The organism is Catenulispora yoronensis (assembly GCF_039531695.1).
GTDB classification, from domain to species: Bacteria; Actinomycetota; Actinomycetes; order Streptomycetales; family Catenulisporaceae; genus Catenulispora; species Catenulispora yoronensis.
On the sequence record NZ_BAAAQN010000020.1, the window covers coordinates 92,667 to 118,737 of the forward strand.

Consider the following 26,071-nt stretch of genomic DNA (forward strand, 5'->3'; position numbering starts at 1 on the left):
AACCTGCTCCCTTGTCTGACCATGGGTAACCGGTGCGGGCCAGGTCAAACATCATCAGCGGGGTCCGAGGCGGCGGCGGAGAGACCGATCCGGGCTCATGGCGGCACTGGGACGGCCGCCATGAGCCCGGATCGGCAGATCACCCCTGCTCGACGCTGAGCGCTCCGGACGGGCACAGCCGTACCGCGTCGCGCACGGCGCGGTGCTGCTCCGGCAGCGGATCCGGGTCGAGCAGGACGACCAGTCCCTCGTCCGGGTCCTGGTCGAACACCTCGGGCGCGTTCAGGGTGCACATGCCCGCGCCGCAGCACTTGGCGCGGTCGGCCCGGACGCGGAAGACGGCGTCCTCGGCCGGCTTCTCGGTCTCTTGAGAGGTCTCCTGAGAGTTCTCCGGAGTGTTCTCCTGAATGTTCTCGACAGCCACCGCGCTCACCACGCGACCGGGAGGCTGTGCACGCCGTAGACCAGCATGTCGTGCCGGAACGGGATCTCCTCGAACGGCACCGCCAGCCGCAGGTTCGGCAGCCCGGTCAGCAGCACGTCCAACGCGACCTGGAGCTCGGTCCGCGCCAGCGGCTGCCCCAGGCACTGGTGCACGCCGAATCCGAACGCGACGTGGTGCCGCGCGTCGCGGCCGACGTCCAGCCGGTCGCCGTCGGGGAACGCGCGGTCGTCGCGGTTGGCGCTGTTGAGCATCAGCAGCACGCCGTCCCCGGCCGGGATGGTGCGGCCGCCGACCTCGGCGTCCTCCAGCGCGACCCGGGCCACGCCGGTGTGGACGATCGTCAGATACCGCAGCAGCTCCTCGACCGCGCCGCGGATCAGCTCCGGCTCGGCGCGCAGCCGCGCCATCTGCTCCGGATCGCGCAGCAGGGTCAGGATCGACAGCGAGGTCATGTTGGCGGTGGTCTCGTGCCCGGCCACCAGCAGCAGCATGCCCATCGCGGCGATCTCTTCGGTGGTCAGCACGTCCTGGCGGACCAGGCGGCCGATGATGTCGTCGTCGTCGCGCCCCCGCTTGGCCGTCACCAGCTCGGCCAGGTAGTCGCCGAGATCGGCGCGCGCCGCCTGGACCTGCTCCAGCGAGGCGGTGTTGCTCAGCAGGGTGTTGCTGCGCTGCTGGAAGTAGGCGTGGTCGGTGTAGGGGACGCCGAGCAGCAGGCAGATCACCAGCGACGGCAGCGGCAGCGCGAACTCCGGCACCAGGTCCGCGTGGTCGCGGTCCCGGGTCATCGCGGCCAGCAGGTCCTCGGCGATCACCCGGATCCGGGGCCGCAGGGCCTCGGCCCGCTTGACGATGAAGTCGCCGGTCAGCATCCGCCGCAGCCGGGCGTGCTCGGGGTCGTCCATGCGGATGAAGCTGGCGCTCATCGTGGCGAGCACGCGCCGCCCCGAGCTGAGGAACGGGAATCCCGGGTTGGTGGCGTCGGCGCTGAAGCGCTTGTCGGCCAGCACGGCGCGGACGTCCTCGTGCCGGGTGAGCATCCAGGCGGTGGTGCCGTCCCACAGCCGCACGCGGGACACCGGCGCCTCCTCGCGGGCCCGGTCGTAGGCGGGAGGCGGGTCGAAGGGGCAGCCGCCGCGGGCGGCGGGGACGGCGAGCAGGTCGGTCGGGGCGTGGAACGGTCGGTCGATGGGGTGGTCGGCGAGAGTCATGCGCCTGATCCCTTTCCCTGTGGCGCGGGAAGTTAGCTTCACTAGCTAACTAACTCAGGGTTCAGATTAACTCGCGCAGTGTGGCGAATAAAGGGGAGAATCGTTATTTGTTCAGGACAAATCATTACGGTGCGAGAAGTGTGTGAGTATCCTTATATAGGACTGGGCCGCCGGGGGCTTCCCGGCGGCCGGTCGCGCGGCGCGAGCTGTTTCGCGGCGCCCGAGCTGTTTTTCGCGGCGCGCGAGCTGTTTCGCGCCGCGCGCTACCCGAACAGCGCCTTGCCCCACCAGTCCCCGGCGGCCGTCAGGCCGGGCGGCACCGCGAACAGCGCGCTGCCGGTGTGGCGGATGTACTCGTTGAGGTTGTCGTGCTGCCCGAGCCGGGATTGGATCGGCACGAACTGCTTGCGCGGGTCCTTCTGGTAGGCGATGAAGAACAGCCCGGCGTCGAGCAGACCGGTCGTGGCGTCGATGCCGTCGGTGTAGGAGTAGCCCCGGCGCAGGATCTTCTGGCCGTCGTTCGTCTCCGGAGCGGCCAGGCGGATGTGCGCGTTGACCGGAATCACCGGCCGGCCGTCGGCGCCCTGGGCAGCGAAGTCCGGCGTGTCGAACTCCGCCTTGCCGGTGAGCGGCGCGCCGGAGGTCTTGAACCGGCCGAAGACGTTCTCCTGATCGGCGAGGTAGTCGGTGTCCCACGACTCGATCAGCATCCTGATGCGCCGCGCGACCAGGTAGCTGCCGCCCCGCATCCACGCCTGTTCGCCCTCGGCGCCGACCCACACGTAGCCGTTCAGGTCCGCGCCGCTCTCGGCCTTGATGTTGCGGGTGCCGTCCTTGAAACCCAGCAGGTTGCGCTCGGTCTGCTGGTCCACGGACGTCGACGAGGTCCGCCCGAACCCGAGCTGCGACCAGCGGATCACCGCCTTGCCGCGGGCCAGCCGGGCGAAGTTGCGGATGGCGTGGAACGCCACCACCGGATCGTCGGCGCAGGCCTGGACGCACAGGTCCCCGCCGCCGCGCGCCGGGATCAGCGAGCCGTCGCCGGGCAGCGTCGGCAGATCGGCCAGCGCCGCCGGCCGCTTGCCGGACAGCCCGAACCGCTGATCGAACAGCGAGGGGCCGAAGCCCACGGTGATGGTGAGCCGCGCCGCGCCGAGCCCCTCGGCCTCGCCGGTGTCGATGGGCGGCGCCTGCGGACTGGTCTCGACCGCGCCGACCGGCAGCCCGCGCGTCATCTGCGAAGCCGCGGCGGCCCAGGTACCGAGCAGGATCTGGAGGTCCTGCACGGAGGTGGTGGTGAGGTCGAAGGCGGCGAACGCCAGCCGGTCCTGAGCCGGAGTGGCGATGCCCGCCTGGTGGGCGCCGTAGAAGGGGACGACGGCCGAGGCGGGAGCGGCACCCTGGCCGGCGGTGGTGCCGCGGCTCGGGGCGACGCCGGGCGCTGTGTCGGGCGCCGCGTCGGACTCGGTGGCCCGGGCGATCCCGAACCCGGTGCCACCGGCGGCGGTCGCTCCGGCGGCGATGCCGAGGGCGCGGCCGAGGAGCTGGCGGCGGCTGGCGGGGGAGCTGTTGGCGCTGGCTGAACCAGAACCAGAATCCGAGCTTGTTTTCTTGGACCCGCCCTCGCCGGCGTGGCCAGTGCTGCCGCCCGAACCCACCCCGCCGGACTCCCCAGCGCCGCGTCGACCGTCACGGCCGCCGACCGACCCGTCCGCAGCTCCCTGGCCTGCGCCCTGCTCGTTCACCGTGCTTCCCTCCTCGTTCCCCACCCCGCTGTCGTCGTCGTGGACTAGGACTTCGTCACCTTCGCGGCCACCTGTGACAGCGGCTCCTGCACCGCCTTCACCGCCGCGGCCAGCTTCGGCTTGTCGGCGTCCTGGAGCGCGGTGTACAGCACGAAGCCCGAGGGGTTGTCTCCGGTGCGGTAGCCGTCGACGAGCTTGTCCAGCGCGGCGAACGCGTCCGAGATGCGGGTGGTCAGCGCCGGGTCGATCTTCGTCAGGGCCGGCTTGAGGTCGGCGAAGGCCTGCTCGGAGCCCTCGACGTTGTTCTGGAAGTCCAGCAGGTCGATGTGCGAGTAGCGCTCCTCCTCGCCGGTGACCTTCGTGCTGGACACCTCGTCGAGCAGTTCCTGCGCGCCGTTGGCCAGCTCGAACGGCTTGTACTCCAGGTTCGCGGTCAGGCTCTGGAGCTTCTTCAGGTTCACCACCAGGGCGTCGCCGACCGGTGCCAGGCCGTCCAGGCTCTTGTCCTCGAACAGGCCCTTCTCGATCCGGTGGAATCCGGACCACTCCGCGGCCGGCACGTCGTCGGCGCGCGCGTCGATGGCCTTGTCGAGGTCGTCGGTGCCCACCGCGAAGGACTCGGCGACCGGCTCGATCTTCTCGTAGAAGGGCCGGGCCTTCATGTAAGCCTTCTGCGCCGCCGCCAGGTCGCCGCCCTTGAGCGAGGCGGTCAGTGCCTGCGAGGTGTCCACCAGGTACCCGACCTGCGTGTTGACGTAGGTGGCGTACTCCTTCGTGCCCTGTGCGAGTAGCGTGGCCAGGTCGGCGTCGGCCGGGGCGGCGGCGCTGCCGGTGACGGTTATGGTCCGCGTCGGCTGGCCCGAGCCGGGGCAGTACAGCGTGTACGAGCCGGCCTCGACGGTGACCGAGAACGAGCCGGAGAACCCGGGCGGCAGGTTCTCCTTCTCGCCGATGATCCGCTGGCCGCTCTGCAGCTCGATCTCGCTGACGGCGGTCGCGTCCTTGTTCGTGATCTCGAACGTGACCTGCCCGGCCGGGAACTCGGTGTGGTCCACGGCGCAGCCGCCGGCGGCGGTGACGGTGACGACCGCCTTGTGGGGGTCGCCGGCCGAGGACGACGCGGCGGCCGCGGCGGCGGGCTGGGAGGAGGACCCGGAGGCCGAGGGCTTCGAGTCCGAGGACTTCGACGAGCTGCAAGCGGTGAGCGCGGCGGCGGCGAGCGCTGTCACGGCGAGGCCGGTGAGGGTGGTCCGGGCGGTCTGGGCGGACAAGGCTGGCTCCTGATAGGGATCGGGGAACGACGCGACCTGCAAGGTCAGGCAAGACAGGTTAGGTAAGGCTTGCCTAAGTTACACCGGCGTGGACGGGCTCACGGACGGATCGGCCGTGACGTGCGTCACGCGCGGCCCCCGCTTACGGCGGTCCGCCGCGCTGAGCCAGGCCGCCCAAACGAGTGCCAGGCCTGCGACGGCGGCGCTGAGCCACGCGCCGGTCACGAAGCCGTCCCGGCGCTCCACGGCGGACTGGTCGTGGCGAGCCGCGGCGGCGGCAGCCTGGGCGGTGGCGGCGGGGAGGGCGTGATCGGCGGCCGCGACCGGCTTGTCGAGCGGCACATCGCCGACCGGCGTGCCGACGAAGGTGGCGCGGGTGCTGTCGGTCCATCGCAGGTCGGTGATGCGGGAGGTGCGGGGGTCGACCCAGAGCGTGGTCGTTGTCGTCCTCGTGTAGGTCACGTGGACCGCAGCGGCAGACCCGGACTGGCCGGACTGGCCGGACTGGCCGGACTGGTTGGACTGGCCCGACTGATTGGCCCCCCGGACCCCGAGCGGCAGCCGCCCGCCGTTGAGCGTCGCGGCCTGTTCGTAGGTGAGCTCGGCGGGTCGGTCGGTGGCCGGCGCGGTGCTGGTGGCGGTGTAGACGTACGTCGACAGGCCGTTGTGGTCTTCGGTCCCGCTGCGCTGCGCCGTCACGCTGCCAGGCGCACCGTCCGTCGCCATGGCGCCCAGCGAGAACGTCGCCGTGGCGGCCGGAGGATCGGCCGGCCGGACCGTCGGCGCGGCGAACGCCAGCACCGCGGTGGTGACGGCCCCGGCTCCGGCGACCGCCAGCCCGGTGCGGATCAGGGTCCGGGTGGCGGGCGTCCGCTGCGGGGGCCACGCGATGTAGAGCCCGATCGGGACCAGGTACACCAGCCAGCCGACCGCCTCGATCAACGCCGGATGGCTCTGGATCCCGAGCATCCCGGTGAGGAGGGCCGACTGGACCGAGCCGGGGCGCACCACGCTGCTGAGGTCGACGGTCGACTGCTGCCCGGCGTTGAGCCACCCCGCCTCGTGCGCGGTGCGCAGCGCGCTGGCGACGAGGCCGGCGGCGACCAGGACCAGCACGATCCCGGTGGCGCGGAAGAACTTCGACAGGTTCAGGCGCACGCCGCCGCGATAGATGCCGTAGCCGAGCAGCACGGCGACCGCGATTCCGGCGACCGCGCCGCCGCCGGCCTGCGCGGTGTTGTCGGACTCGTGGAAGGCGGCGAGGAGGAAGACGACCGTCTCGAACCCTTCGCGCAGGACGGCGAGGAAGGCCATGAGCACCATGGCGCGTCCCGCGGTGCCCTGCTCCAGGGCCTGCGCGGCGAGACCTTCGAGTTGCTTCTTGAGCTCGCGGGAGTGGCGGCGCATCCACACGACCATGTACGTGACCATGCCGACGGCGAGGACGCCGATGACGGTCTCCAGACCCTCCTGCTGCTTCTGGGGGAGGTCGGCGGAGGCGGCCTCCAGGCCGATACCCACGGCGACGCAGAGAAGAACGGCCGCCGCGACGCCCGCGTACATCCAGCGGAGCAGGTCTCGACGGCCCTGCTGCCCGAGGAACGCGGCGATGATGCCGACTATGAGGGCGGCTTCTAGTCCTTCCCGGAGGCCGATGACGAAGGTGGGGAGCATCCGTGTGGTCCAGCTTTCCGGGACGGTGGGCTAGCCGCGGCGCGCGCACGCCGCGACTCAGGCAAGGTGAGGCATGCCTATGTTAGGGAACCCTTCCCTAACTGGAAAGACCGGGGTCTAGGACCACTCGGTACGCGCGCTGTAAATGAAGTCCGCCTGCCCCTCCTGCTGCGGACCCTGGACCACGAGCGCGTCCCCTGACCTGGCGAACAACCACCGGCGAGCGACCCGCTTGTGCCGACCGCCCCACTCCTCGCGCAGCACACGCCGCCGCAGTATGTCTTCGAACCACGAGGCCGTGCGCTCGGCGAGTTCCTCCGGCGCACCGCCGGCAGTCAGCCGATCCGGACTCGGAGCCGCCGGCAGGACGAAGTGCTGACTGCTCACCCGGTCCGCGCGCACCGTGATCCCGTCGTAGTGGGCAGCCAGCGTCAGCAGCGAACAGTGGTGATCAGTGTCGACAAGATCGGCGAAGACGACGAGGCACCCGTCATGCTCGTCCACAGGCCGCAGATCGGCACGAGCATCACGCGGCCAAGAACGGATGCGCTCATGCCACGCGATGAGAAACGCCAACTGGTCGGCGTCGAGTCCGGCCGCGACATGGGCGATCCACTGGTCGTCATCCACGGGCTTAGCGTAGGGCTGTCGCGGTGGGGGACTACTGCTTCTGGATCCCCCGAGTCGGCGAGAGTCAGGCTTCTTCGGACTTGAGCGAGCCGCGATCGCCTACCGCCTCCGCAGCCTCCACCCCGGCCGTCGCCGCCTCCGCCACCTCCGCCGCCCTCGCCTCCCCGATCGCCACCATCGCCCGCGCGAACCGCGGAATCTGGCTCACCAGCGGCGGCACCACGGTGTGGACCTCCAGCCTCGCCGGCAAGGAGTTCGGCCGGCTCCGGACCTGGTACACCCACCCGGCCTGGCAGGCCGAGCACGACCTGGCGTCCGCCACCGCCATCTGCGACCTGCCGCAGGACCGCCTGGAGCCGATTCTGGTGACGGCGGCCGGGCTGCGCGGCGCCACCCAGCTGCTCAACACCGAGTTCCGGACCTTCGCCCAGGACGCCGAGGGCGTGACCGCCCAGGTGGCCGACCGGGTGACCGTCCTCACCGGTCCTTCCGGTGCCCAGGACTGGAAGGCGGCGGCGGCGAAGGCCGAGGCCGAGCTCGGATTCGAGGTGGCGGTGCACTCGATCGGCTTCGGCGGTGATTATCAGGATACGTATGGCACCTTCGGCCGGGGCGTCGGCATCGCCGGGGACGGTGCCCTGCTGGTCCGGCCGGACCACATGGTCGGTTGGCACGCCGAGGACTCCGGCTAGGCCGGCCGGCTGACGGAGGTGCTCAGGCGGTTGCTCAGCCGATGACCGGGTGCATATGCGTGCATGCGTACATGCATGCGAGCCGGTGGCGCAGCGCAAGCAGCTGACGCAGCGAAAGGCGACGGCTGCAAGGAGATACGGTCCCCGCAGCCGCCGCGCTTTCACCGAATTCGTTCGTCGGGTCCAGTGCTATCGGGCTACCCGATGCTGCACGCCTGACCGTTCAAGCTGAACGAAGTCGGAGCGCCCGTGTTCCCGGTGTGGGTCGCCTGGAAACCGATGTTCACCGACCCGCCGACCGGAATCGTCGCGTCGTAGCTCAGGTTCGTCGCGGTGACCTGGCCCGAGCTCGGGTTGTAGGCGGCGTTCCAGCCGTTGGTGATGGTCTGGCCTGCGGCCAGCGGGAACACCAGGCTCCAGCCGGTCACCGCCGAGGATCCGGTGTTGGTGATCGTGATGCTCTCGGTCAGCCCGGTGTTCCACGCGTTCACGGCGTCCGCCACCTTGCACGCCCCGCCGCCCGGCGCGGAGCTCGACGGGGACGACGGCGGTGTCGACGGCGTGGTCGACGGCGGTGTCGACGGCGTCGTCGGCGTCGACGAACTCGAACCCGTCGACCCTCCGAGCGCCGCCACGAGCGCGTTGTAGGCGGGCTTCGGCTGGTAGTTCTGGTCGTACATCGTCGCCGAGCCGTAGCCGGAGAAGAACCCCGGGATCCAGGAGTCCGCGTCCCCGACCCCCCACTGCGAGACACCGACGCAGCGGGTCACGGCCAGGCAGTCGTTCTGCACCGCCGCGAAGTCGGTGGCCTGCTGCGCCAGGTTCGCGCTGCTGGCCGGCAGCTGGATCCGGTCGTCGAGCTCGGTCACCGCGACGTCCAGGCCGAGCGCGGCGAAGCGGGCCATGTTGGCCTGCATCGTGGAGGGCACCTGGCCGAGGATGAAGTGGCTTTCCAGGCCGATGCCGTTGATCGGCACCCCCTGCGAGATCAGCGACTGCACCAGCGAGTAGAGCGCGTTGCTCTTGGCGTTCTCACCCTCGATGTTGTAGTCGTTCAGATAGAGCTTGGCGTTCGGGTCGGCGGCGTGCGCCGTGCGCAGGGCGTCGGCGATGTAGCCGGAGCCCATGGCGTTGTAGAACGCGTCCTGCCGCAGCGTGCCGTCGTCGTTGTACGGCTCGTTGACCACGTCCCAGGAGTAGACCTGGCCCTTGTAGTGCGTGGCCTCGGTGGTGATGTGCGCCTCCATGGCCGCCTGCACCTGGTTCGTCGGCAGGCTCGACACCCACGACGGCAGCTGGCTGTGCCACACCAGGTTGTGCCCGCGCACCCGCATCGAGTGCGCGACCGCGTAGCTGACCAGGGCGTCGCCGGGGCCGAAGTTGTAGCTGCCGTTCGAGGGCTCCGTGGTGTCCCACTTCATCTCGTTGCCCGGCGTCATCATGTCGAACTGGGCGTTGGCGACGCTGGTGAGCGTGGAGTTGCTCAGGTTCGACTGGGTCAGCGCGGTGCCGAAGTACTTGCCCTTGGCCTCGGCCAGGGACTTCAGCGAGGTGGCGGCGGCCGCCGGCTTCACCAGGGCCAGGCTGCCGGCCAGCGCGGCGCTGGCGACGACCGCCGTGACCGCGGCCAGCTTGCGCGAGCGGGTCCGGCCGCCTGGACCCGCGGCCCGGCCCGGCGCCGGTTCCGGTTCCGGTTCCGGATCCGGGTTTCTCCGGACGCTGAGATCGGTGTGCATGTGTCCACTCCTTCCACTCAACCCTTGACGGCCCCGGTCAGGCCGCCCACCACCCGCCGCTCGGCGAAGGCCAGGAAGACCACCGCCGGGACGATCGACAGCGCGGTGAACGCCATGACCTTGGCGGTGTCCTGGGAATACTGGGACTGATACGTGGCCACTCCCAGCGGCAGGGTGAAGTGCCGCGGATCGTCGAAGACCAGCAGCGGCAACAGATAGCTGTTCCAACTCGTCACGAACGCCAGGACCGAGACCGTCGCCAGCCCCGGGCCGGACAGCGGCAGCACGATCCGCCAGAAGAAGCCGAGGCGGCCGGTGCCGTCGATCACGGCGGCGTCCTGGAGTTCGGTGGGGATCGCGGCCAGGAACGGCCGCAGGATCACGATCGTCACCGGCAGCGAGAACGCGGCCTCGGCGACTCCGAGCCCGTAGACGTTCTCCAGCAGGCCCAGGTGGGACATCCACAGCCGCAGCGGCAGGGCCGCGACGGCCGGCGGCAGCAGCAGGCCCAGAACGTAGAAGCCGTAAAGCCATTCCCGTCCGGCGAAGGAGTACCGCGCCAGTGCGAAGGCCGCCATCGCGCCGCAGACCACGGCCAGCCCGGTCGCGGTGACGGCGACCTGGGCGCTGTTGCCGAGGAACGTCCAGAACTGGGAGTCGCCCAGGATGCCGGTGTAGTTCCGCCACCGCCACGGGCTCGGCCAGCCCACGGCGTCGTCGTTGATCTGCGCGGTGCTGCGGAAGCCGTCGACGGCCACGAACAGCAGCGGGAGCAGGACCAGGCCGGCGACGACGGCGGCCGCGGCGTAGGCCGCGACGGTCGCGCCCGAGCGCCGCCGGCGCCGTCCGGTGGTCTCGGCGGCGCGGGACCGGACCGCCTGCATCGTGGTGGCCACCGCTGCCTCACCCCGCGGCCCGGGTGAGGGCGCCCTCGGTGTCCCGCCGCAGCACATAGCGCTGATACAGCAGGGCGAAGGCGAAACAGACCACGAACACGATCACCGACACCGCGCTGCCGTAGCCGTACTCGTTGCCGCGGTAGCCGTGGTCGATCATGTAGGTGACCATGGTCGTGGAGGCGTGCGCCGGTCCGCCCAGCGTCATGATCCACACCAGGTCGAACAGTTGCAGCGAGCCGATCACCGACAGGAAGACCCAGATCCGGATCGTCGGCCCGAGCAGCGGCACCACCACCAGCCGCGTGGTCTGCCACGGCGAGGCGCCGTCGATGGCCGCGGCCTCGCGCAGCTCGCCGGGCACCGCTTGCAGCCCGGCCAGCAGCAGGATGACGCCGAACCCGAGGTACTTCCAGGTGATCACCACGAACAGGACGTAGAAGACGATGCCCGGGTCGGCCAGCCAGCCGTGGACCAGCGAGCCGAGCCCGAAGGCGCGCAGCGTCCGGTCCACGAAGCCGTCCGGCGAGAGCATCAGGGTCCAGACGATCGCCGCCGTCGCCTCGGAGAGCAGGTACGGCGCGAAGACGATGACGCGGAACACCGAGCGGCCGCGCATCCGGCGGTTCAGCAGCAGCGCCAGCGCCAGCACGATCGGGAGCTGGAGCACCAGGGACAGTCCCACCAGCACCAGGTTGTGCCGCACCGCGGTCCGGAAGACCGAGCCGGTGAGCGCGTCGGTGTAGTTCTTCAGGCCGACGAAGTCGCTCAGCGGCCCGAAGCCGTTCCAGGTGTAGAGGCTGTAGTAGACCGCGATCCCGATCGGCGCGATGACGAAGGCGAGGAACAGCACCGTGGCCGGGCTCAGCAGGACCAGCAGCTCGGCCCGGCGCCGCGGGGCCGGATGTGCTCGGCCCACGCTCACTTGTCGCTGCCCGAGGACGCCTTGCTCACCGAGTCGATGATCGACTGCGTGCTGCCCTTGCCGGCGAAGAAGTCGGCGACCGCGGAGTCCAGCGCCTGTCCGACGTTCGTCGGCATGGCGATGTCGAAGTAGGTCTGGATGTAAGAGGCCGAATGGCTGTACTGGAAAGCCGATTGCAGCGCCGGGTCGGTCAGCGACGAGGCCGCCGCCGGGTTCACCGGCAGGCCGATGCCCTGGGCCGCGATCTGGCTCTGGACGTCCTGGTCGTCGAGGTACTTCAGGAAGTCGGCGCAGGCCGCCGGCGCTCCGACGGTGCAGGAGAAGCCGTCGCCGCCGCCGAGCGCGACGCCGGGGTCGCCCTGGCCGCCGGTGACCGCGGGGAACGGGAACCAGCCGACCTCGGAGGCCAGGTTCTTGTCGGAGGTCAGCGACGTCATCGTGCCGAGCTCCCAGTCGCCTTGCAGCTCCATCGCCGCCTTGCCGTTGGCCAGCAGGCCCGCGGAGCTGCCGGCGCCCTGCTGGGCCGGGGTGCCGAGGAACGAGTCCTGGAACGGCTTCGTGGCCAGGAACGCCGTCAGGTCGTCGCCGGCCCGCTTCCAGCAGCCGTCGGTGAGCTTCAGCGCCGGTATCTGGGTCTTGAGCGTGTTCAGCGAGCACTCGCGGACGGCGAAGTACTCCCACCAGAAGGCGTCGGGCCAGCGGTCCTTGCTGCCGATCGAGATCGGGGCCAGGCCGGCGCTCTTGAGCTTGGCCACGTCGGCGTTCAGGTCGTCGAGGGTGGCCGGGGGAGCGGTGATGCCGGCCTGGGCGAACAGGTCCTTGCGATACCAGAACCCGACGACGTGCAGGTCGTAGGGGACGCCGTACTGCTTGCCGTTCACCTGCCAGGCCGCGGCCGCCGGACCGAGCTGCGAGACCCAGCCCGAGGTGGCCGCGCTCAGGTCCAGGACCTTGCCGGAGCTGAGCTGACTGGCCTCCTGGCCGCCGCCCCACTGCTGGTAGATGGTCGGGAAGTCAGAACCCTGCAACGCCAGCGGCACCTTGGTCTGGAACTGCTCGTTCTGGATCGGGTCGACCTTGATCGTGACGTTCGGGTGCGCCGCGTGGTAGGCGTCGGCGGCGTGCTGCCACACGGTCAGCAGCGGGTCGGAGGTGCCGTTGTGCCACCACGTCATGGTGGCCGCGGCGTCCGCGTTCGAGGTGGTGCCCGGGGTCGGGGCCGAGGCCGAGCCGGAGCTCGCGGCCGTTGCGGGGTTCGAACTCGTCGAGCCGGCCGAGCCCTGGGGGCTCGGCGAACCGCTGCCGCAGGCGGCCGCGCTCAGCGCGGCGGCGGTGGCGAGGACGAGGGCTGCGATACGGGAATTGCGGATGCTCATCGTGATCCACTCCTGGACAACGCCTGGCGATGGGGAGTCGGGTTGCGCGATGGGGGCCGGGGTGGGTCCGAGTCTGCGCCCGGCGAAACCTCGTGTCAATCGTTATCGATAACGTTTTCGTTGTTCGCTATCCTGGGCCCCGTGCAGACGGATCCCAGTGCTTCGCGCGTCACCATCCGGGACGTCGCCCGGCAGGCCGGCGTGTCGGTGGCGACGGTCTCGAAAGTCATCAACGAGCGCTACGGCGTGTCCGCGGACACCACCGCGCATGTCAAGGCCGTGATCGAAGAACTCGGATACGAGGCGAGTCTGGTGGCGCAGAGCCTGCGCAACCACCGGACCAACGTCCTCGGGATCCTGGTGGCCGACCTTGAACCTTTCAGCGCCGAGCTCCTCAAGGGCGCCGGTGACGCGGTGCGCGGCTCAGGGTTCGAACTCGTGGTCTACTCGGCCGGCGGCCGGGCCCGGGACCAGGTCGGGTGGGAGCGGCGCTACCTGTCGCGGCTGTCCGGGACCCTGGTCGACGGCGCGGTGTTGGTGACGCCGACCGTGGTGGATCTCCGGTACGGGGCGCCGGTGGTGGCCGTGGACCCGCACACCGGCCCCGGCGGCCGCCCGACCGTGGATTCCGACAACCTCTCCGGCGCCCGCGCGGCCACCGAGCACCTGCTGGGCCTGGGCCACCGGCGGATCGCGATGCTCACCGGCCGTCCCGACCTGCTCTCGGCCCAGCTCCGCGAGCAGGGCTTCCGCCAGGCGATGGCGGCGGCCGGCGCGGCCGTCGACGAGCGCCTGGTCCGGCTCGGCTCCTACGACCCCGGGCTGGCCGCCGACCAGGCCGAACGGCTGCTCGGCGCCGCCGACCGCCCGACCGCGGTGTTCGCCGCCAACGACCTGTCGGCGATAGCGACCATTGAGGTGGCGCGGCGGATGGGCCTGCGGGTGCCGCGCGACCTGTCGGTGGTCGGCTTCGACGACATCCCCGAGGCGACGCGCTGCACGCCGATGCTCACCACCGTCGAGCAGCCCATCCGGGAGATGGGGCGGCGGGCGGTGGAGCTGCTGATCGGCCTGGTGCGCGGGCAGGCCGAGCCGGAACAGACCCACATCATGCTCCCGACCAGGCTCGTCGTCCGGAATTCGACGCGAGGGCTCAGCGCGGCTCACTGACCGGCACCGGGCTCCCGGCGCGCACCGGCGCCCGGCGGCCCACGGCTGAAGGGACCTCCTCATGACGGCTGTGGACATATCGATCGGCGGGGTCTGGCGCGACCCTCAGGCCCCGGTGGCCGAGCGGATCAGGGACCTGATGGCGCGGATGACCGTGGAGGAGAAGGCCGCGCAGCTGTACGCGCTGTGGGTCGGCATCGACTCCGCCGAGGGCACCGTCGCCCCGTTCCAGCACGAGCTCGCCGGGCTGCCGGCGGAGTGGGAGACGCTGATCGCGACCGGTGTCGGACAGCTGACCCGGGTCTACGGCACCGCGCCGGTCGATCCGGTCGAGGGCGCGCGGGGTTTGGCGGCGGTGCAGCGGCAGATCATGGCCGCCGGGCGGTTCGGGATTCCGGCGCAGGTGCACGAGGAGTGTCTGACCGGCCTGGCGGCGTGGCGTGCTTCGGCGTTTCCCTCGCCGCTGTGCTGGGGCGCGAGCTTCGATCCGGATCTGGTGCGCGAACTGGGTGCGCGGATCGGGGCGACGATGCGCCGGCTCGGCGCACATCAGGGTCTTGCGCCGGTGCTGGACGTGGCACGGGATCCGCGGTGGGGGCGTACCGAGGAGACCATCGGCGAGGATCCGTACCTGGTCGGGACGATCGGGTCCGCGTATGTCGCAGGGCTCGAATCAGCGGGGGTCGTCGCGACGCTGAAGCACTTCGCCGGCTATTCCGCGTCGCGGGCCGGACGCAATATGGCGCCGGTGTCGATGGGGCCGCGGGAGCTGGCCGACGTGATTCTGCCGCCGTTCGAGATGGCGCTGCGAGCCGGTGCGCGGTCGGTGATGAACGCGTATACCGACACTGATGGTGTGCCGGCCGCGGACGATCCGGCGCTGCTGACTGATCTGCTGCGCGGACGGCTCGGTTTCGGTGGGACGGTGGTCGCGGACTACTTCTCGATCTCGTTCCTGGAGACGCAGCACGGAGTCGCCGCCGATGCCGGGCAGGCGGCGGGGAAGGCGCTGACGGCCGGGATCGATGTGGAGCTGCCGAGCGCGGCCTGCTACCGGGCGCCGCTGATCGAGGCGGTGCGCTCCGGGGCGGTGGACGTCGCGCTGGTGGACCGGGCGCTGGAGCGGGTGCTGCGGCAGAAGTTCGAGCTGGGGCTGCTCGATCCCGGGTGGTCGCCCGAGGCGCCGATCCTGCGGGAGAGCGCGCCGGAGCTCGACGACGTCTCGGCCCGGGAGCTGGCCGGGCGGCTGGCGCGACGGTCGATCGTGCTGCTGGCCAACGACGGGACGCTGCCGTTGGCCCCCGGCCGGCGGATCGCGGTGATCGGCCCCCGGGCCGACGACCCGGGCGCGATGCTCGGGTGCTACTCGTTTCCGCGGCACGTCGGGGTCAACCACCCGGATCTGCCGATGGGAGTGGAGATCCCGACGCTGCTCGAAGCGCTGGCCGACTTCGACGTGCGCTATCAGCAGGGCTGCCCGGTGCTCGGCGGCGACGACGAGGGCATTGAGGCGGCGGTCCGCGCCGCGGCCGAGGCCGACGTCGCGGTGGTGGCGCTCGGGGACGAGGCCGGGCTGTTCGGCGCGGGGACCTCCGGCGAGGGCTGCGATGCCGCCGACCTGAGGTTGCCCGGGCGGCAGGAGGAACTGCTGGAGGCGGTGCTCGGCACCGGGACCCCGGTGGTGTTGGTGCTGCTGGTCGGGCGGCCTTACGAGCTTTCGCGACAGATCGATCGGCTCGCGGCTGTGGTGTGCGGGTTCTTCCCCGGCGAGGAGGGCGGCTCGGCGCTGGCCGATGTGTTGTCCGGCAAGGCGAATCCGGCCGGGCGGCTGCCGGTCAGCTTTCCGGCAGCCGGGGCGAGTCAGCCTTCGACGTACCTCGCGCCGCCACTGGGGGCGCGGAACCAGTCCAGCAGCGTGGACCCGACTGCCCTGTTCCCCTTCGGCCATGGGCTGTCGTACGCCGCCGCGACGTGGGGCGAGGCGGAGGCGGCGGGGGAGTTGGCGGGGGGGTTGGCGGGGGAGTCGGCGGGGGAGTGGCCGACCGACGGCGTGTGCCGGCTGACGGTTCCCCTGCGCAACGACACCGACCGCGCCACCAGCGAAGTCGTCCAGGTCTACCTGCACGATCCGGTCGCCGAGGTGGTCCGTCCGGTCCGCAGGCTGATCGCGGCCTCCCGGGTCGACCTGGAGCCGGGCGAGTCCCGCACCGTCCGGCTCGCCCTGCATGCCGATCTGACCTCGTTCACCGGGCGTTCCATGACGCGCTTGGTCGAACCCGGCCACGTCGAACTGCACGTCGGCGCCTCCAGCACGGACATCCGGGCGAAGCTGCCGGTCACGCTGACCGGAGCGCGGCGCGAGGTGGGCGCGGATCGGGTGCTGAGTGCGGAGGTGGAGGCAGACCAGCAAGTGCCGCGCGAACATCTGGCCGGCTGACTGTCCGGACACACGGCCGTCATCCTCCACACCCTGATGATCCACGATCTTTGCAAAGAATTGCCGCGCCGGAAAGAAGTTTCCGCATGTCAACGGCTATCAGGGCTCTCATCAGGGACAACGGTTTGCAAGAACGTTGACAGCCCGAATTTTCGGACGCAATCTGTCAGCCACCACCGCGTCACAACGGCGTAATGCGGCCCCTGACAACCGTGCTCGGGAGACTTCGATGCCAAGGTCCGTTCGTGAAAGACGGCTGCGCGCATGGCGGCGGCTGATCGTTGCCGCGCTGTGCGGCGCGCTGGTCACCATCCTGCCCGCGCTGGCTCGGCCTGCTGTGGCGGGCAACAGCGTGACCGTGTTCTACCATCCGTCGGCGGCGTGGTCGGCGGTGGATGTGCACTATGCGCCGAACGGCGGGGCGTGGACCGCCGTGCCGGGCGTGCCGATGGACGCGGCGTGCAGTGGCTGGTACTCCAAGACGATCGATCTCGGGACCGCCACCGGGATGCAGGTCGTGTTCAACAACGGCACGGGTACCTGGGACAACAACGGCGGGCGCAACTATGCCGTCGGCAGCGGCATCGTCACGGTCTCCGGCGGTGTTGTCGGCGCGGGCAATCCGTGCACGCCGACGCCGCCTCCGTCGAGCAGTTCCCCGACGTCGACGCCCAGCTCCTCGCCCAGCCCTTCACCGAGCACGCCGTCGAGCGGCGGCAACTCCGCGACAGTGTTCTACTATCCCTCCTCGGCGTGGACGACGGTCGACATCCACTACGCGCCGAACGGCGGCTCCTGGACCGCTGTTCCCGGCGTGCCGATGGCGGCTGCCGCGTGCGCGGGCTGGTATACCCGCACCGTGGACCTCGGCTCCGCGACCGGTCTGCAACTGGTGTTCAACAACGGCTCCGGGACGTGGGACAACAACAACGGCAAGAACTACAGCGCCGGGACCGGGATCATCACGGTCCGGAACGGCGTGGTGGGGACTGGCGATCCGTGCGCGGTGGTTCCGCCGACGCCGGGAGGCAACAGCGCCGCGGTGTTCTACAACACCACGGGCAAGACGTGGTCCACGGTGAACATCCACTACGCCCCGGAAGGCGACGCGTGGACCGCCGTGCCGGGCGTGCCGATGGACGAGATCGCGTGCACCGGCTGGGTGAAGAAGACCGTCAGCCTCGGCTCCGCGACCGCCATGCAGGCCGTGTTCAACAACGGCTCCGGGGCCTGGGACAACAACAACGGCACCAACTACCGGATCCCGGCCGGCACCTCGACGGTCACCAACGGCGTCGTCAAGTCCGGCGCCACCGATCCGTGCGCCGCGACGCCGCCGGACACCACGCCGCCGTCGGTCCCGGCCAACGTCACCGGCACGGCGGACCACGTCACCATCACCCTGGCGTGGACCGCGGCCACCGACGACCGCGGCGTGACCAGCTATCAGATCACCCGCACCGGCGGCTCCGGCGGCCCGGTGGTGCTGAGCACCGCGTACAACACCTACATCGACGGCAGCCTGGCTGCGCAGACCGCGTATACGTACTCGATCAAGGCGGTCGACGCGGCGGGCAACCTCTCGGCGGCCAGCGCCCCGGTCACCGTCACCACCGGCACCACGCCGCCGGTACCGCCCGGCGGCACGATGCTCGGCGGCGACGCACGCAAGGACAGCATCTACTTCGTCCTGACCGCGCGGTTCTACGACGGCGACACCTCCAACAATCGTGGCGGCAGCCAGGACGTCTCCTCAGGCAACGCCGCGAACGACGATCCGATGTTCCGCGGCGATTTCAAGGGCCTGATCGACAAGCTCGACTACATCAAGGCTCTGGGATTCTCGGCCATCTGGATCACGCCGGTTGTGCTGAACCGTTCCGACTACGACTACCACGGCTACCACGGCTGGGACTTCTACCGGGTGGACGACCGGCTGGAATCGGTCGGCGCCGGCTATCAGGACCTGATTAATGACGCCCATGCCAAGGGCCTGAAGATCTACCAGGACGTCGTCTACAACCACAGCTCCCGCTGGGGAGCGAACGGCCTGTTCGTCCCGACCGTCTGGGGCGCCAAGGACGGCCAGTGGGACTGGATGTACAGCACCAAGGTCCCCGGCAAGACCTACGACCCGATGGTCGAGTTCCACGGCAACGACCCGTCGATGACCCCGCAGCAGAACCAGCTCGCGCAGGGCCGCCCCTACAATGGCGATTTGTGGAGCACGACAGCTCCGCCGGGCAACACCTGCGCGAACTACGGGACACCGACCGGCCAGTACAGCCCGGAAGGCTTCACCCTGCACAACTGCCAGTGGCCGAGCCCGACCTCCGGCATGTTCCCGGCCTCGCTGTACCACCAGTGCTGGATCGGCAACTGGGAGGGTGAGGACTCGCGTTCCTGCTGGCTGGCCGACGACCTGGCGGACTTCAACACCGAGAACCCGGTCGTGCAGAACTACCTGATCGGTGCCTACAACAAGTACATCGACATGGGCGTCGACGGATTCCGTGTCGACACCGCGGTCCACATCCCCCGCGTGACCTGGAACCGCCGCTTCCTGCCGGCGCTCCAGCAGCACCTGGTCGACAAGTACGGCGCCACGAAGGCTCAGGACTTCTTCGTCTTCGGCGAGGTCGCGGCGTTCGTCAACGACAAGTGGAACCGCGGTTCGGTGAACCACTCGGCGCAGTTCTACACCTGGAAGGAGCGCCGCACCTACACCACCGACGACCAGCAGGCGGCCCTGGACCAGTACAACTACGAGGAGCAGCAGGGCCCTGGCAACCAGCCCACGAGCACGAACGCCTTCCTGGTCGGCAACGACTACCACGCGCCGGACCACACCCAGTTCTCCGGTATGAACATCATCGACATGCGGATGCACATGAACTTCGGCGACGCCGGGAACGCCTTCCGCAACGGAAAGGACTCCGACGACAGTACGAACGACGCCACCTACAACGTCGTCTACGTCGACTCGCATGACTACGGCCCGAACAAATCCTCGGTCCGCTACACCGGCGGCACCGATGCCTGGGCCGAGAACATGGATCTGATGTGGACATTCCGCGGCGTCCCGACTCTCTATTACGGGTCCGAGATCGAGTTCCAAGCGGGCAAGACGATCGACTGCGGTCCCAGCTGTCCGCTGGCCACGACCGGTCGCGCTTACTACGGCGACCATTTGGAAGGCACGGTCACCGCGTCCGACTTCGGCGTCGTGGGCAGCGCCAGCGGAGCGGTGGCGACGACGTTGTCGATGCCGCTGGTGAAACACGTCGAACGCCTGAACCTGATCCGCCGCGCGGTCCCGGCGCTGGAGATGGGCCAGTACTCGACGGACGGCGTCACCGGTCCGATCGCCTACAAACGCCGCTACACCAACGGATCGGTGGACAGCTTCGCCCTGGTGACGGTGTCCAGCTCCTCCACCTTCACCGGGATTCCCAACGGCACCTACACGGACGCGGTCACCGGCGACGTGCAGACCGTGACGAGCGGCACCCTCACGGCGACCGTGAATGCCAAGGGAGATATGAGGGTCTACGTCCTGTCGCTGCCCGGTAATCCGGCACCGGGGAAGATCGGTACCGACGGTCCGTATCTGAAATAGCGACACTGTGAAGCAGTTCCCTGGCAGGTGGGAGTAGCGCTCTGACAGGTCGGAGTAGTGCTCTGACAGGTCACCAGTCGCTGGTCGCGGCCCATCCGCCGACCATGCGGTGATCGGGATGCTCGCCGGGCAATGGTCCGGTTCGGCGAGCATCCCGGTGCTGTTCGCCAGGGGTGGTGCGGGCCGCCAGCGATCCTTCCTGGCCGCCATCGACCCGTGAAGAAACCTCTTGGAACCGTCGTTCGACCTCGCCGTAGCATACGCAGGCTGACAGGCCCAGCTCCGTGCGCATCGCTGTCATCGATCCACGTCCGACTCACGGTCGAACCGGATCCGCGTGCATCTGTCAGGGAGTCGGAATGTCTGGTCAACGCGCCCTGCTTCCACGGTCGGCACCGGCTGCCTCGGGTATCTCATCCCGTTCGATCGCCGCGTTGCTGGACCGGCTCGAAGCACGATCGGTCGAGTGTCACTCCATCATGGTCGTGCACCGCGGTCACATCGTCGCCGAAGGCTGGTGGGCTCCGTACTCGGCCGAGCGTCCGCGTCTTCTCTACTCGCTGACCAAGTCGTTCATGTCGATCGCCGTGGGGCTCGCAGTCGCCGATGGGCTGCTCTCGCTGGACGACCGGGTGGTGCAGGTGTTGCCCGACCACGTCCCGGCCGACGTCTCGGAGCAGGCACGCCGCATCACCGTTCACCACCTGCTGTCCATGACGGCCGGGCATCCCACGGACAGTCTCGCCGAGGCATGGGAGCTGGAACCCGACGACTTGGTGAAGGGCTTCCTGGGCCTGCCGTTCGCCGCGGCCGAGGGAACGCGGCACGTCTACGACAACTCGGCGGGCTTCGTCCTGGCCCGGATGGTGGAACGGGTAGCGGGTCGCGGTCTGCCGGAGTTCCTCGACGAGCGCCTCTTCAAGCCGATGGGCGTCGAGCACGCCGAATGGGACCGGGTGAAAAGCGGTGCCGCCTTCGGCTTCCACGGACTGCACCTCACGACCGAGGCCATCGCAGCCTTCGGCGAACTGCTGCTGCGCGGCGGCCTGTGGGGTGACCGGCAACTGGTCCCGCGCGATTGGGTGGAACTCGCGACCAGTCGGCACATCGACAGCGTGCCGTTCAGGGACGGGGCCGACGATGCCGACTTCTCCTGCGGCTACGGCTACCAGTTCTGGATGTCCCGCCACGGATACCACGGCCATGGCTCCTTCGGACAGCAGTGCGTGGTGGTCCCGTCGCACGATCTCGTGGTCGCCGTGACCGCCCAAGGGGAGGCTCAGGAGGTGCTCGACGCCCTGTGGGAGTGTCTGCTGCCCGGCGTGGGCCAGGCGGGAAGCACTGAGGATGATGAGATCCTCGCCGATCGGCTGCGGCGACTATCCCTGTTGCCGGTGCCGGGTTCCGCCGACCCGGGGCGTTCGGCCGGCGTGCGGCTCGACGCCTCCGCCGAGGGCTCGGCCCTGCCCGACGGAACGACGGTGCTCGTCGATGCCACTGACGGCGGATGGCTCGTACGGTTCGAGTCGCTCCTCGACGTGGAGGTCGGCCATGGCGTCTGGCGGGAGAGTTCCCCGCTCGGTCGGCCCATCGTCGCGTCCGGTGCCTGGCAGGGCAGCACATTCGTCGCCGATCTCTACGTCGTCACCACCCCGCACCGCGTCCGGCTGGCCGTCGACACCGAGGCGGGGACCGCGACGGCGACCTGGAGCACCGTGCCCCTGACCGGTCCCGACCTGGAAACGCACGTGCGTTCGCCGCTGATGACACGACCGGACGTCGGGTAAGGGCCGGCGGTCGACGGCGGCCCGCCATCACCCAAGCGCACAACCTCAGCCCCCGAAGATCGCTAGTGCGGATCCGGGAGCGGGTTGCGGCCCGGTCGGGCGAGGAAGTCGAAGTCGCAGCCCTGATTCGCTTGTGTGATGTGCGCCGAGTACAGCGCGCCGTATCCGCGTTCGAAGTGCGGCTCCGGCGGCGTCCAGGCGGCTCGGCGGCGCGCCAGCTCGGCGTCGTCGACCTCCAGAACGAGCCGGCGGCCTGGCACGTCGAGGGTGATCCGATCGCCGGTGCGGACCAGCGCGAGCGGGCCGCCGGTGTGCGACTCCGGGGCGACGTGCAGCACGCAGGCACCGTAGCTGGTGCCGCTCATCCGGGCGTCGGAGATCCGGACCAGGTCGGTGACGCCCTTCTCCAGCAGGCGGCCGGGGATCGGCAGCATGCCGTACTCGGGCATGCCCGGTCCGCCGAGCGGCCCGGCCTCGCGGAGCACGAGCACCGAGTCCTCGGTGACGTCCAGCTCCGGATCGTCGATGCGCTCGCGCAGGTCGGCGTAGGAGTCGAAGACGACGGCCGGGCCGGTGTGGGTCAGCAGCCGGGGATCGGCGGCCAGATGCTTGATGACGGCGCCGTCCGGGGCCAGGTTCCCGTGCAGCACCGCGACGCCGCCGGTCGGCGCGACCGGGTTGTCCGGGGTGCGGATGACGTCGTTGTCGTGGGTGGCGCCGTCGCGGTAGTACTCGCCGAACGGCTTGCCGGTCACCGTTGGCCGGTCGGGATGCAGCGCCCCCGGCACCTTGGAGAGCTGGAGCAGCAGGGCGGGCAGGCCGCCGGCGTAGTAGAAGTCCTCCATCAAGTAGCGACCCACCGGCCGTATGTTGGCGAGAACCGGAATCCGGGCGCCGATGCGGTCGAAATCCTCCAGCGCCAACGGGATTCCGGCCCGGCCCGCCATGGCGATCAGGTGAATCAGGGCGTTGGTCGATCCACCCAGCGCCAGGACCGTGGCCGCCGCGTCCTCGAAGGCCTCGCGGCTCAGGATCGTGGACGGGGCGACCCCCTCCCGGGCCAGCGCGACCGCGCGGGCTCCCGACGCCGAGGCCATGCGGTGGTGCGCCGAGTCCACGGCCGGGATCGACGACGCCCCGGGCAGCGCCAGGCCCAGCACCTCGGCCACCGCGGTCATGGTGGAAGCGGTGCCCATCGTCATGCAGTGGCCGGGCGACCGGGCCAGTCCGCATTCGACCTCTGACAACTCGCACTCGGTCAGGCGCCCGGCCCGGAACTCGTCCCAGTACGCCCACAGGTCCGTCCCGCTGCCCAGCGCGCGTCCCCGGTGGTGGCCGCGCAGCATCGGGCCCGCCGGGACCACGATCGCGGGCAGGTCGGCGCTGGTCGCTCCCATGAGCAGCGCGGGGATGGTCTTGTCGCAGCCGCCCATGAGCACGGCGCCGTCGATCGGATAGGAGCGGAGCACCTCCTCGGTCTCCATCGACAGGAGATTGCGATAGAGCATCGGCGTCGGCTTCTGGAACGTCTCGGACAACGTCGCGACCGGGAACTCCAAGGGGAAGCCGCCGGCCTGCCAGACACCTCGTTTGACCTGCTCGGCGCGCTCCCGCAGATGCATGTGGCAGGGGTTGATGTCGGACCACGTGTTCAGGACGGCGATGACCGGCTTGCCGAGGTGCTCCTCGGGGAGGTAACCGAGCTGGCGCATCCGGGAGCGGTGGCTGAAGGCGCGCAGGCCGCCGCCGGTTCGCCCCTCGCCGAACCATGCCGCGCTGCGCAGCGGTATCGCAGCACCCGAGGATCCCTGGTCCCCGCTCACAGCCAGCCTCCCTCCCGCCACCGCGCCAGCACCACCGAGATCCGGTCGCGAACCGCCGGCGGCAGGACCCGGGACGGCGGCCGAACTTCGCGCCCGGCCAGGCCGAGCTGTGCCAGGGCCTCCTTCACGACGCTGACGTTGTCGGCCGAGGCGTCCGCGGCCCGCAGCTCCTCGAAGTCGCGCACCGCTTCCCACAACACCATCGCTTTCGCGAAGTCGCCGCCGCGCAGAGCCTCCAGAAGCGCCGCCGACAGCCGGGGCGCGACGTTGACCAGACCCGACGTGAATCCCGTCGCCCCCACGGCCCAATAGCCCGGGGCCGACAGCTCGGCCAGGCCGGCGATCCAGGCGAAGGCATCGAGCCCGGCGTCGCGCGCCACGGCGGCGAATCGCACCGGGTCGCTGATCGCGTATTTGACCCCGATGACGTTGGGGCTGTGCGCCGCCAGTTCGGCGATGTGCGCGCCGTTGACGCGCTCGTCCCGGATATAGAGGACGACTCCGAGCTCGGGGACGGCGTCGGCGACGGCGCGGTGGTATTCGATCCAACCCTCGGCCGACCGGTAGGGGTGGACCGGCTGGTGCACCATCAGCGCCCCGGCTCCGGCGTCGCGGGCATGGCGGGCGGCGTCGAGTGCGCAGGGCAGATCCAGGCCGACGCCGGCGACGACCTCGGCGCGGCTGCCGACGGCCGCCGCTGCCACCGCCGCCACTGTCGATTCCACGGCGCGGCGCTTCTCGGTGTCGCTGAGGGTGTAGAACTCGCCGGTGTTGCCGTTCGGGGTGACGACGCCCACGCCGTGGTCCACCAGGCGGGCGATCAGGGCCGCGTGCTGGTCCCAGTCGACGGCGCTGGCGGCGTGGTCGGCGGTGAACGGGGTGACCGGGATCGCCACGACCGTGGCGAGGCGGGACCGCAGAGCCCGCAGGTGCTCGGCAGTGGCGGGCAGGGCATCGGGCATGGAGGCTCCTGGGAGCTGTTGGGCCGACAAGCATCAGACCTCATATATGAGACGCGACGGGAGCGTAGGCGGGACTAGGGATGGCGTCAAGGATGAGCTGTGCGAGTTTCAGTAACACGAGCTGCGCGCGAACGGACCCCCATCGACTGATCGGGCTCTCATATATGAGATCTGATTGTCATGCGGTGCGCTCGGTGGACGAAGCGATCATCACGCTTTACCGTTCCCACCCATGGCCTTCCTCTCGATGGAGCTCGCGGACCTGGTGAAGCACCGGCCCGAGCGGACCGAACCCGACGACTTCGACACGTTCTGGGCGGACACCCTGGCCGAGGCGCGCGCTGCGGCGCCGGCCGGCTTGCGGGCCGAGGAGGTCGCGACCGGGCTGACGACAGTCGGCGTGCAGGACGTGACCTTCCCCGGCTTCGGCGGCCAGCCGGTCCGGGGCTGGCTGGTGCGGCCGCGCGGCGTCGAGGGCCCGCTGCCCGCGGTGGTGACGTATGTCGGGTACGGCGGCGGCCGGGGCCTGCCGCACGACCACCTGCTGTGGGCCAGCGCGGGATACGCGCAGCTCGTCATGGACACCCGGGGCCAGGGCGCCACCTGGTCGGTGGGGGACACCCCGGACGACGGCCCCGGCGCCGGACCGGCGTATCCGGGCTCGATGACCCGCGGCGTCCTGGACCCGGCTACGTATTATTACCGGCGGGTATTCACGGACGGAGTGCGTGCGGTGGACGCGATCCGTACGTACCCGGGGATCGACGCCGAGCGGGTCCTCGTGGCCGGCATCAGTCAGGGCGGCGGGATCGCGATCGCGGTCGGCGCGCTGGTCCCCGGCCTGGCGGGCGTCGTCGCGGATGTGCCGTTCCTGCAGAACATCCGGCGCGCGACGGAGATCACGGACGAAATGCCGTACAAGGAGGTCGCAGACTTCTGCAAAACCCACCGCGACAAGGTCGAGACGGTCTTCGGGACCCTGTCGTACTTCGACGGCCTGAACTTCGCCGCCCGGGGGACCGCCCCGGCGCTGTACTCGGTCGCCCTGATGGACGAGATCTGCCCGCCGGAGACGGTCTACGCCTCCTACAACCACTACCGGGGCCCGAAGGAGATCAGCGTCTACACCTACAACGGCCACGAGGGCGGCGGCGGCCACCACGTGCCGGTGGCGCTCGGGTTCGCAGCCTCCGTGACTCGGGAACGCTAGTCAGGGCAGGTGCGGGCGCCTGCCGATGATCTTCCGGGAGCCAGGCGTGGGAGCCATGCCCGCAGCGAGAGCCGCCCACACCGGAAGACCCAGCAGGCGCCACCGCTCGTAACTCTCGACGTCGTAATCGCCGGGGACGGCCTGTACCTTCGTCAGTTCGGATGTGATCCAATCCCGGTCGACCTGCCCGGTCCATTCGATCCCGACGTCCGCGCACGCGCTCGGCAGAATGCCCGAGGCGCTTCGGCGTGCCGGGCGACGTCCGCCTCGGTAGACCTCGAAGACGTGAACGAGGTACACGAGCGCGAAACGGCGGTTCGAGGCGGAGGTCACGCGCTCATGCTGCACCAAGGCGCGACCGCTGGTTCCTCGGGGTTCCGGCAGTCGTCTCACGGCGGTACCTCAGGGGCCAGTCGTCTAGAGCAACTGTCTACACGCTGTCGCGTCCCGCGCTGTCCAGGG

19 protein-coding genes are annotated in these 26,071 nt (G+C 70.1%); 6 read left to right on the forward strand and 13 right to left on the reverse strand.

What is annotated here, in order from left to right:
* Positions 1-139: 139 nt before the first annotated feature.
* The 6 genes from ABD481_RS18465 to ABD481_RS18490 all read right to left on the reverse strand — a co-directional run bounded on the left by ABD481_RS18465 (position 140) and on the right by ABD481_RS18490 (position 6,976).
* Positions 140-424: a ferredoxin gene (locus ABD481_RS18465; RefSeq protein ID WP_344666923.1), complete on the reverse strand. Its 285-nt coding sequence runs from the start codon at positions 422-424 to the stop codon at positions 140-142.
* A gap of 5 nt (positions 425-429) precedes the next feature.
* Positions 430-1,656, reverse strand: a complete 1,227-nt coding sequence (locus tag ABD481_RS18470; RefSeq protein WP_344666924.1) for a cytochrome P450 — start codon at positions 1,654-1,656, stop codon at positions 430-432.
* Between the two features lie 263 nt (positions 1,657-1,919).
* Complete coding sequence (efeB, locus tag ABD481_RS18475; RefSeq protein ID WP_344666925.1) at positions 1,920-3,401, reverse strand: iron uptake transporter deferrochelatase/peroxidase subunit; 1,482 nt, start codon at positions 3,399-3,401, stop codon at positions 1,920-1,922.
* Positions 3,402-3,445: 44 nt separating this feature from the next.
* Positions 3,446-4,672, reverse strand: a complete 1,227-nt coding sequence (gene efeO / locus ABD481_RS18480; RefSeq protein ID WP_344666926.1) for an iron uptake system protein EfeO — start codon at positions 4,670-4,672, stop codon at positions 3,446-3,448.
* Positions 4,673-4,750: 78 nt separating this feature from the next.
* Positions 4,751-6,346, reverse strand: coding sequence for an iron uptake transporter permease EfeU (efeU, locus tag ABD481_RS18485; RefSeq protein ID WP_344666927.1), 1,596 nt, complete (start codon positions 6,344-6,346; stop codon positions 4,751-4,753).
* A gap of 117 nt (positions 6,347-6,463) precedes the next feature.
* A complete protein-coding gene (locus tag ABD481_RS18490; protein WP_344666928.1) occupies positions 6,464-6,976 on the reverse strand; it encodes a hypothetical protein in 513 nt (170 codons plus the stop codon).
* Between the two features lie 80 nt (positions 6,977-7,056).
* On the opposite strand from ABD481_RS18490, the gene ABD481_RS18495 reads away from it, so the two are divergent.
* Positions 7,057-7,668 (forward strand): FAD-dependent monooxygenase, encoded by a 612-nt coding sequence (locus ABD481_RS18495; protein ID WP_344666929.1) that lies wholly within the window; start codon positions 7,057-7,059, stop codon positions 7,666-7,668.
* Positions 7,669-7,865: 197 nt separating this feature from the next.
* On the opposite strand, the gene ABD481_RS18500 is transcribed toward ABD481_RS18495, so the two are convergent.
* From ABD481_RS18500 to ABD481_RS18515, 4 genes are read right to left on the reverse strand one after another with little or no spacing between them, the layout of a single operon-like run.
* Positions 7,866-9,404, reverse strand: a complete 1,539-nt coding sequence (locus tag ABD481_RS18500) for an endo-1,4-beta-xylanase (RefSeq protein WP_344666930.1) — start codon at positions 9,402-9,404, stop codon at positions 7,866-7,868.
* A 17-nt stretch (positions 9,405-9,421) separates the two neighbouring features.
* Complete coding sequence (locus tag ABD481_RS18505; protein WP_344666931.1) at positions 9,422-10,300, reverse strand: carbohydrate ABC transporter permease; 879 nt, start codon at positions 10,298-10,300, stop codon at positions 9,422-9,424.
* A 7-nt stretch (positions 10,301-10,307) separates the two neighbouring features.
* Positions 10,308-11,225: a carbohydrate ABC transporter permease gene (locus ABD481_RS18510; protein ID WP_344666932.1), complete on the reverse strand. Its 918-nt coding sequence runs from the start codon at positions 11,223-11,225 to the stop codon at positions 10,308-10,310.
* The gene (locus ABD481_RS18515; protein ID WP_344666933.1) at positions 11,222-12,601 is read right to left on the reverse strand and encodes an extracellular solute-binding protein; all 1,380 of its coding nucleotides are present in this window, start codon (positions 12,599-12,601) and stop codon (positions 11,222-11,224) included. Before ABD481_RS18515 ends, ABD481_RS18510 begins: the two co-directional genes overlap by 4 nt.
* 141 nt (positions 12,602-12,742) lie before the next feature.
* Between ABD481_RS18515 and ABD481_RS18520 the strand changes: the two genes are divergently transcribed.
* The 4 genes from ABD481_RS18520 (at position 12,743) to ABD481_RS18535 (ending at position 21,614) form a co-directional block, all read left to right on the forward strand.
* Positions 12,743-13,771, forward strand: coding sequence for a LacI family DNA-binding transcriptional regulator (locus ABD481_RS18520; RefSeq protein ID WP_344666934.1), 1,029 nt, complete (start codon positions 12,743-12,745; stop codon positions 13,769-13,771).
* 61 nt (positions 13,772-13,832) lie between these two features.
* Positions 13,833-16,208 (forward strand): beta-xylosidase/alpha-l-arabinosidase, encoded by a 2,376-nt coding sequence (locus tag ABD481_RS18525; RefSeq protein WP_344666935.1) that lies wholly within the window; start codon positions 13,833-13,835, stop codon positions 16,206-16,208.
* Between the two features lie 229 nt (positions 16,209-16,437).
* A complete protein-coding gene (locus ABD481_RS18530) occupies positions 16,438-19,827 on the forward strand; it encodes a carbohydrate binding domain-containing protein (protein ID WP_344666936.1) in 3,390 nt (1,129 codons plus the stop codon).
* A gap of 359 nt (positions 19,828-20,186) precedes the next feature.
* Entirely contained in the window at positions 20,187-21,614 is a 1,428-nt protein-coding gene (locus tag ABD481_RS18535; protein ID WP_344666937.1) for a serine hydrolase domain-containing protein, read from the forward strand.
* Positions 21,615-21,676: 62 nt separating this feature from the next.
* Here ABD481_RS18535 and araD read toward each other — a convergent pair whose 3' ends face one another.
* Positions 21,677-23,437 (reverse strand): L-arabinonate dehydratase, encoded by a 1,761-nt coding sequence (araD, locus tag ABD481_RS18540; RefSeq protein ID WP_425559209.1) that lies wholly within the window; start codon positions 23,435-23,437, stop codon positions 21,677-21,679.
* Complete coding sequence (locus tag ABD481_RS18545; RefSeq protein WP_344666938.1) at positions 23,434-24,399, reverse strand: dihydrodipicolinate synthase family protein; 966 nt, start codon at positions 24,397-24,399, stop codon at positions 23,434-23,436. The genes araD and ABD481_RS18545 overlap by 4 nt, the downstream gene beginning before the upstream one ends.
* 232 nt (positions 24,400-24,631) lie before the next feature.
* Between ABD481_RS18545 and ABD481_RS18550 the strand changes: the two genes are divergently transcribed.
* On the forward strand, positions 24,632-25,609 hold the full coding sequence (locus ABD481_RS18550) for an acetylxylan esterase (RefSeq protein WP_344666939.1): 978 nt from the start codon (positions 24,632-24,634) through the stop codon (positions 25,607-25,609).
* On the opposite strand, the gene ABD481_RS18555 is transcribed toward ABD481_RS18550, so the two are convergent.
* Positions 25,610-25,942 (reverse strand): hypothetical protein, encoded by a 333-nt coding sequence (locus ABD481_RS18555; RefSeq protein WP_344666940.1) that lies wholly within the window; start codon positions 25,940-25,942, stop codon positions 25,610-25,612. It abuts the gene before it with no gap.
* Positions 25,943-26,071: the final 129 nt, after the last annotated feature.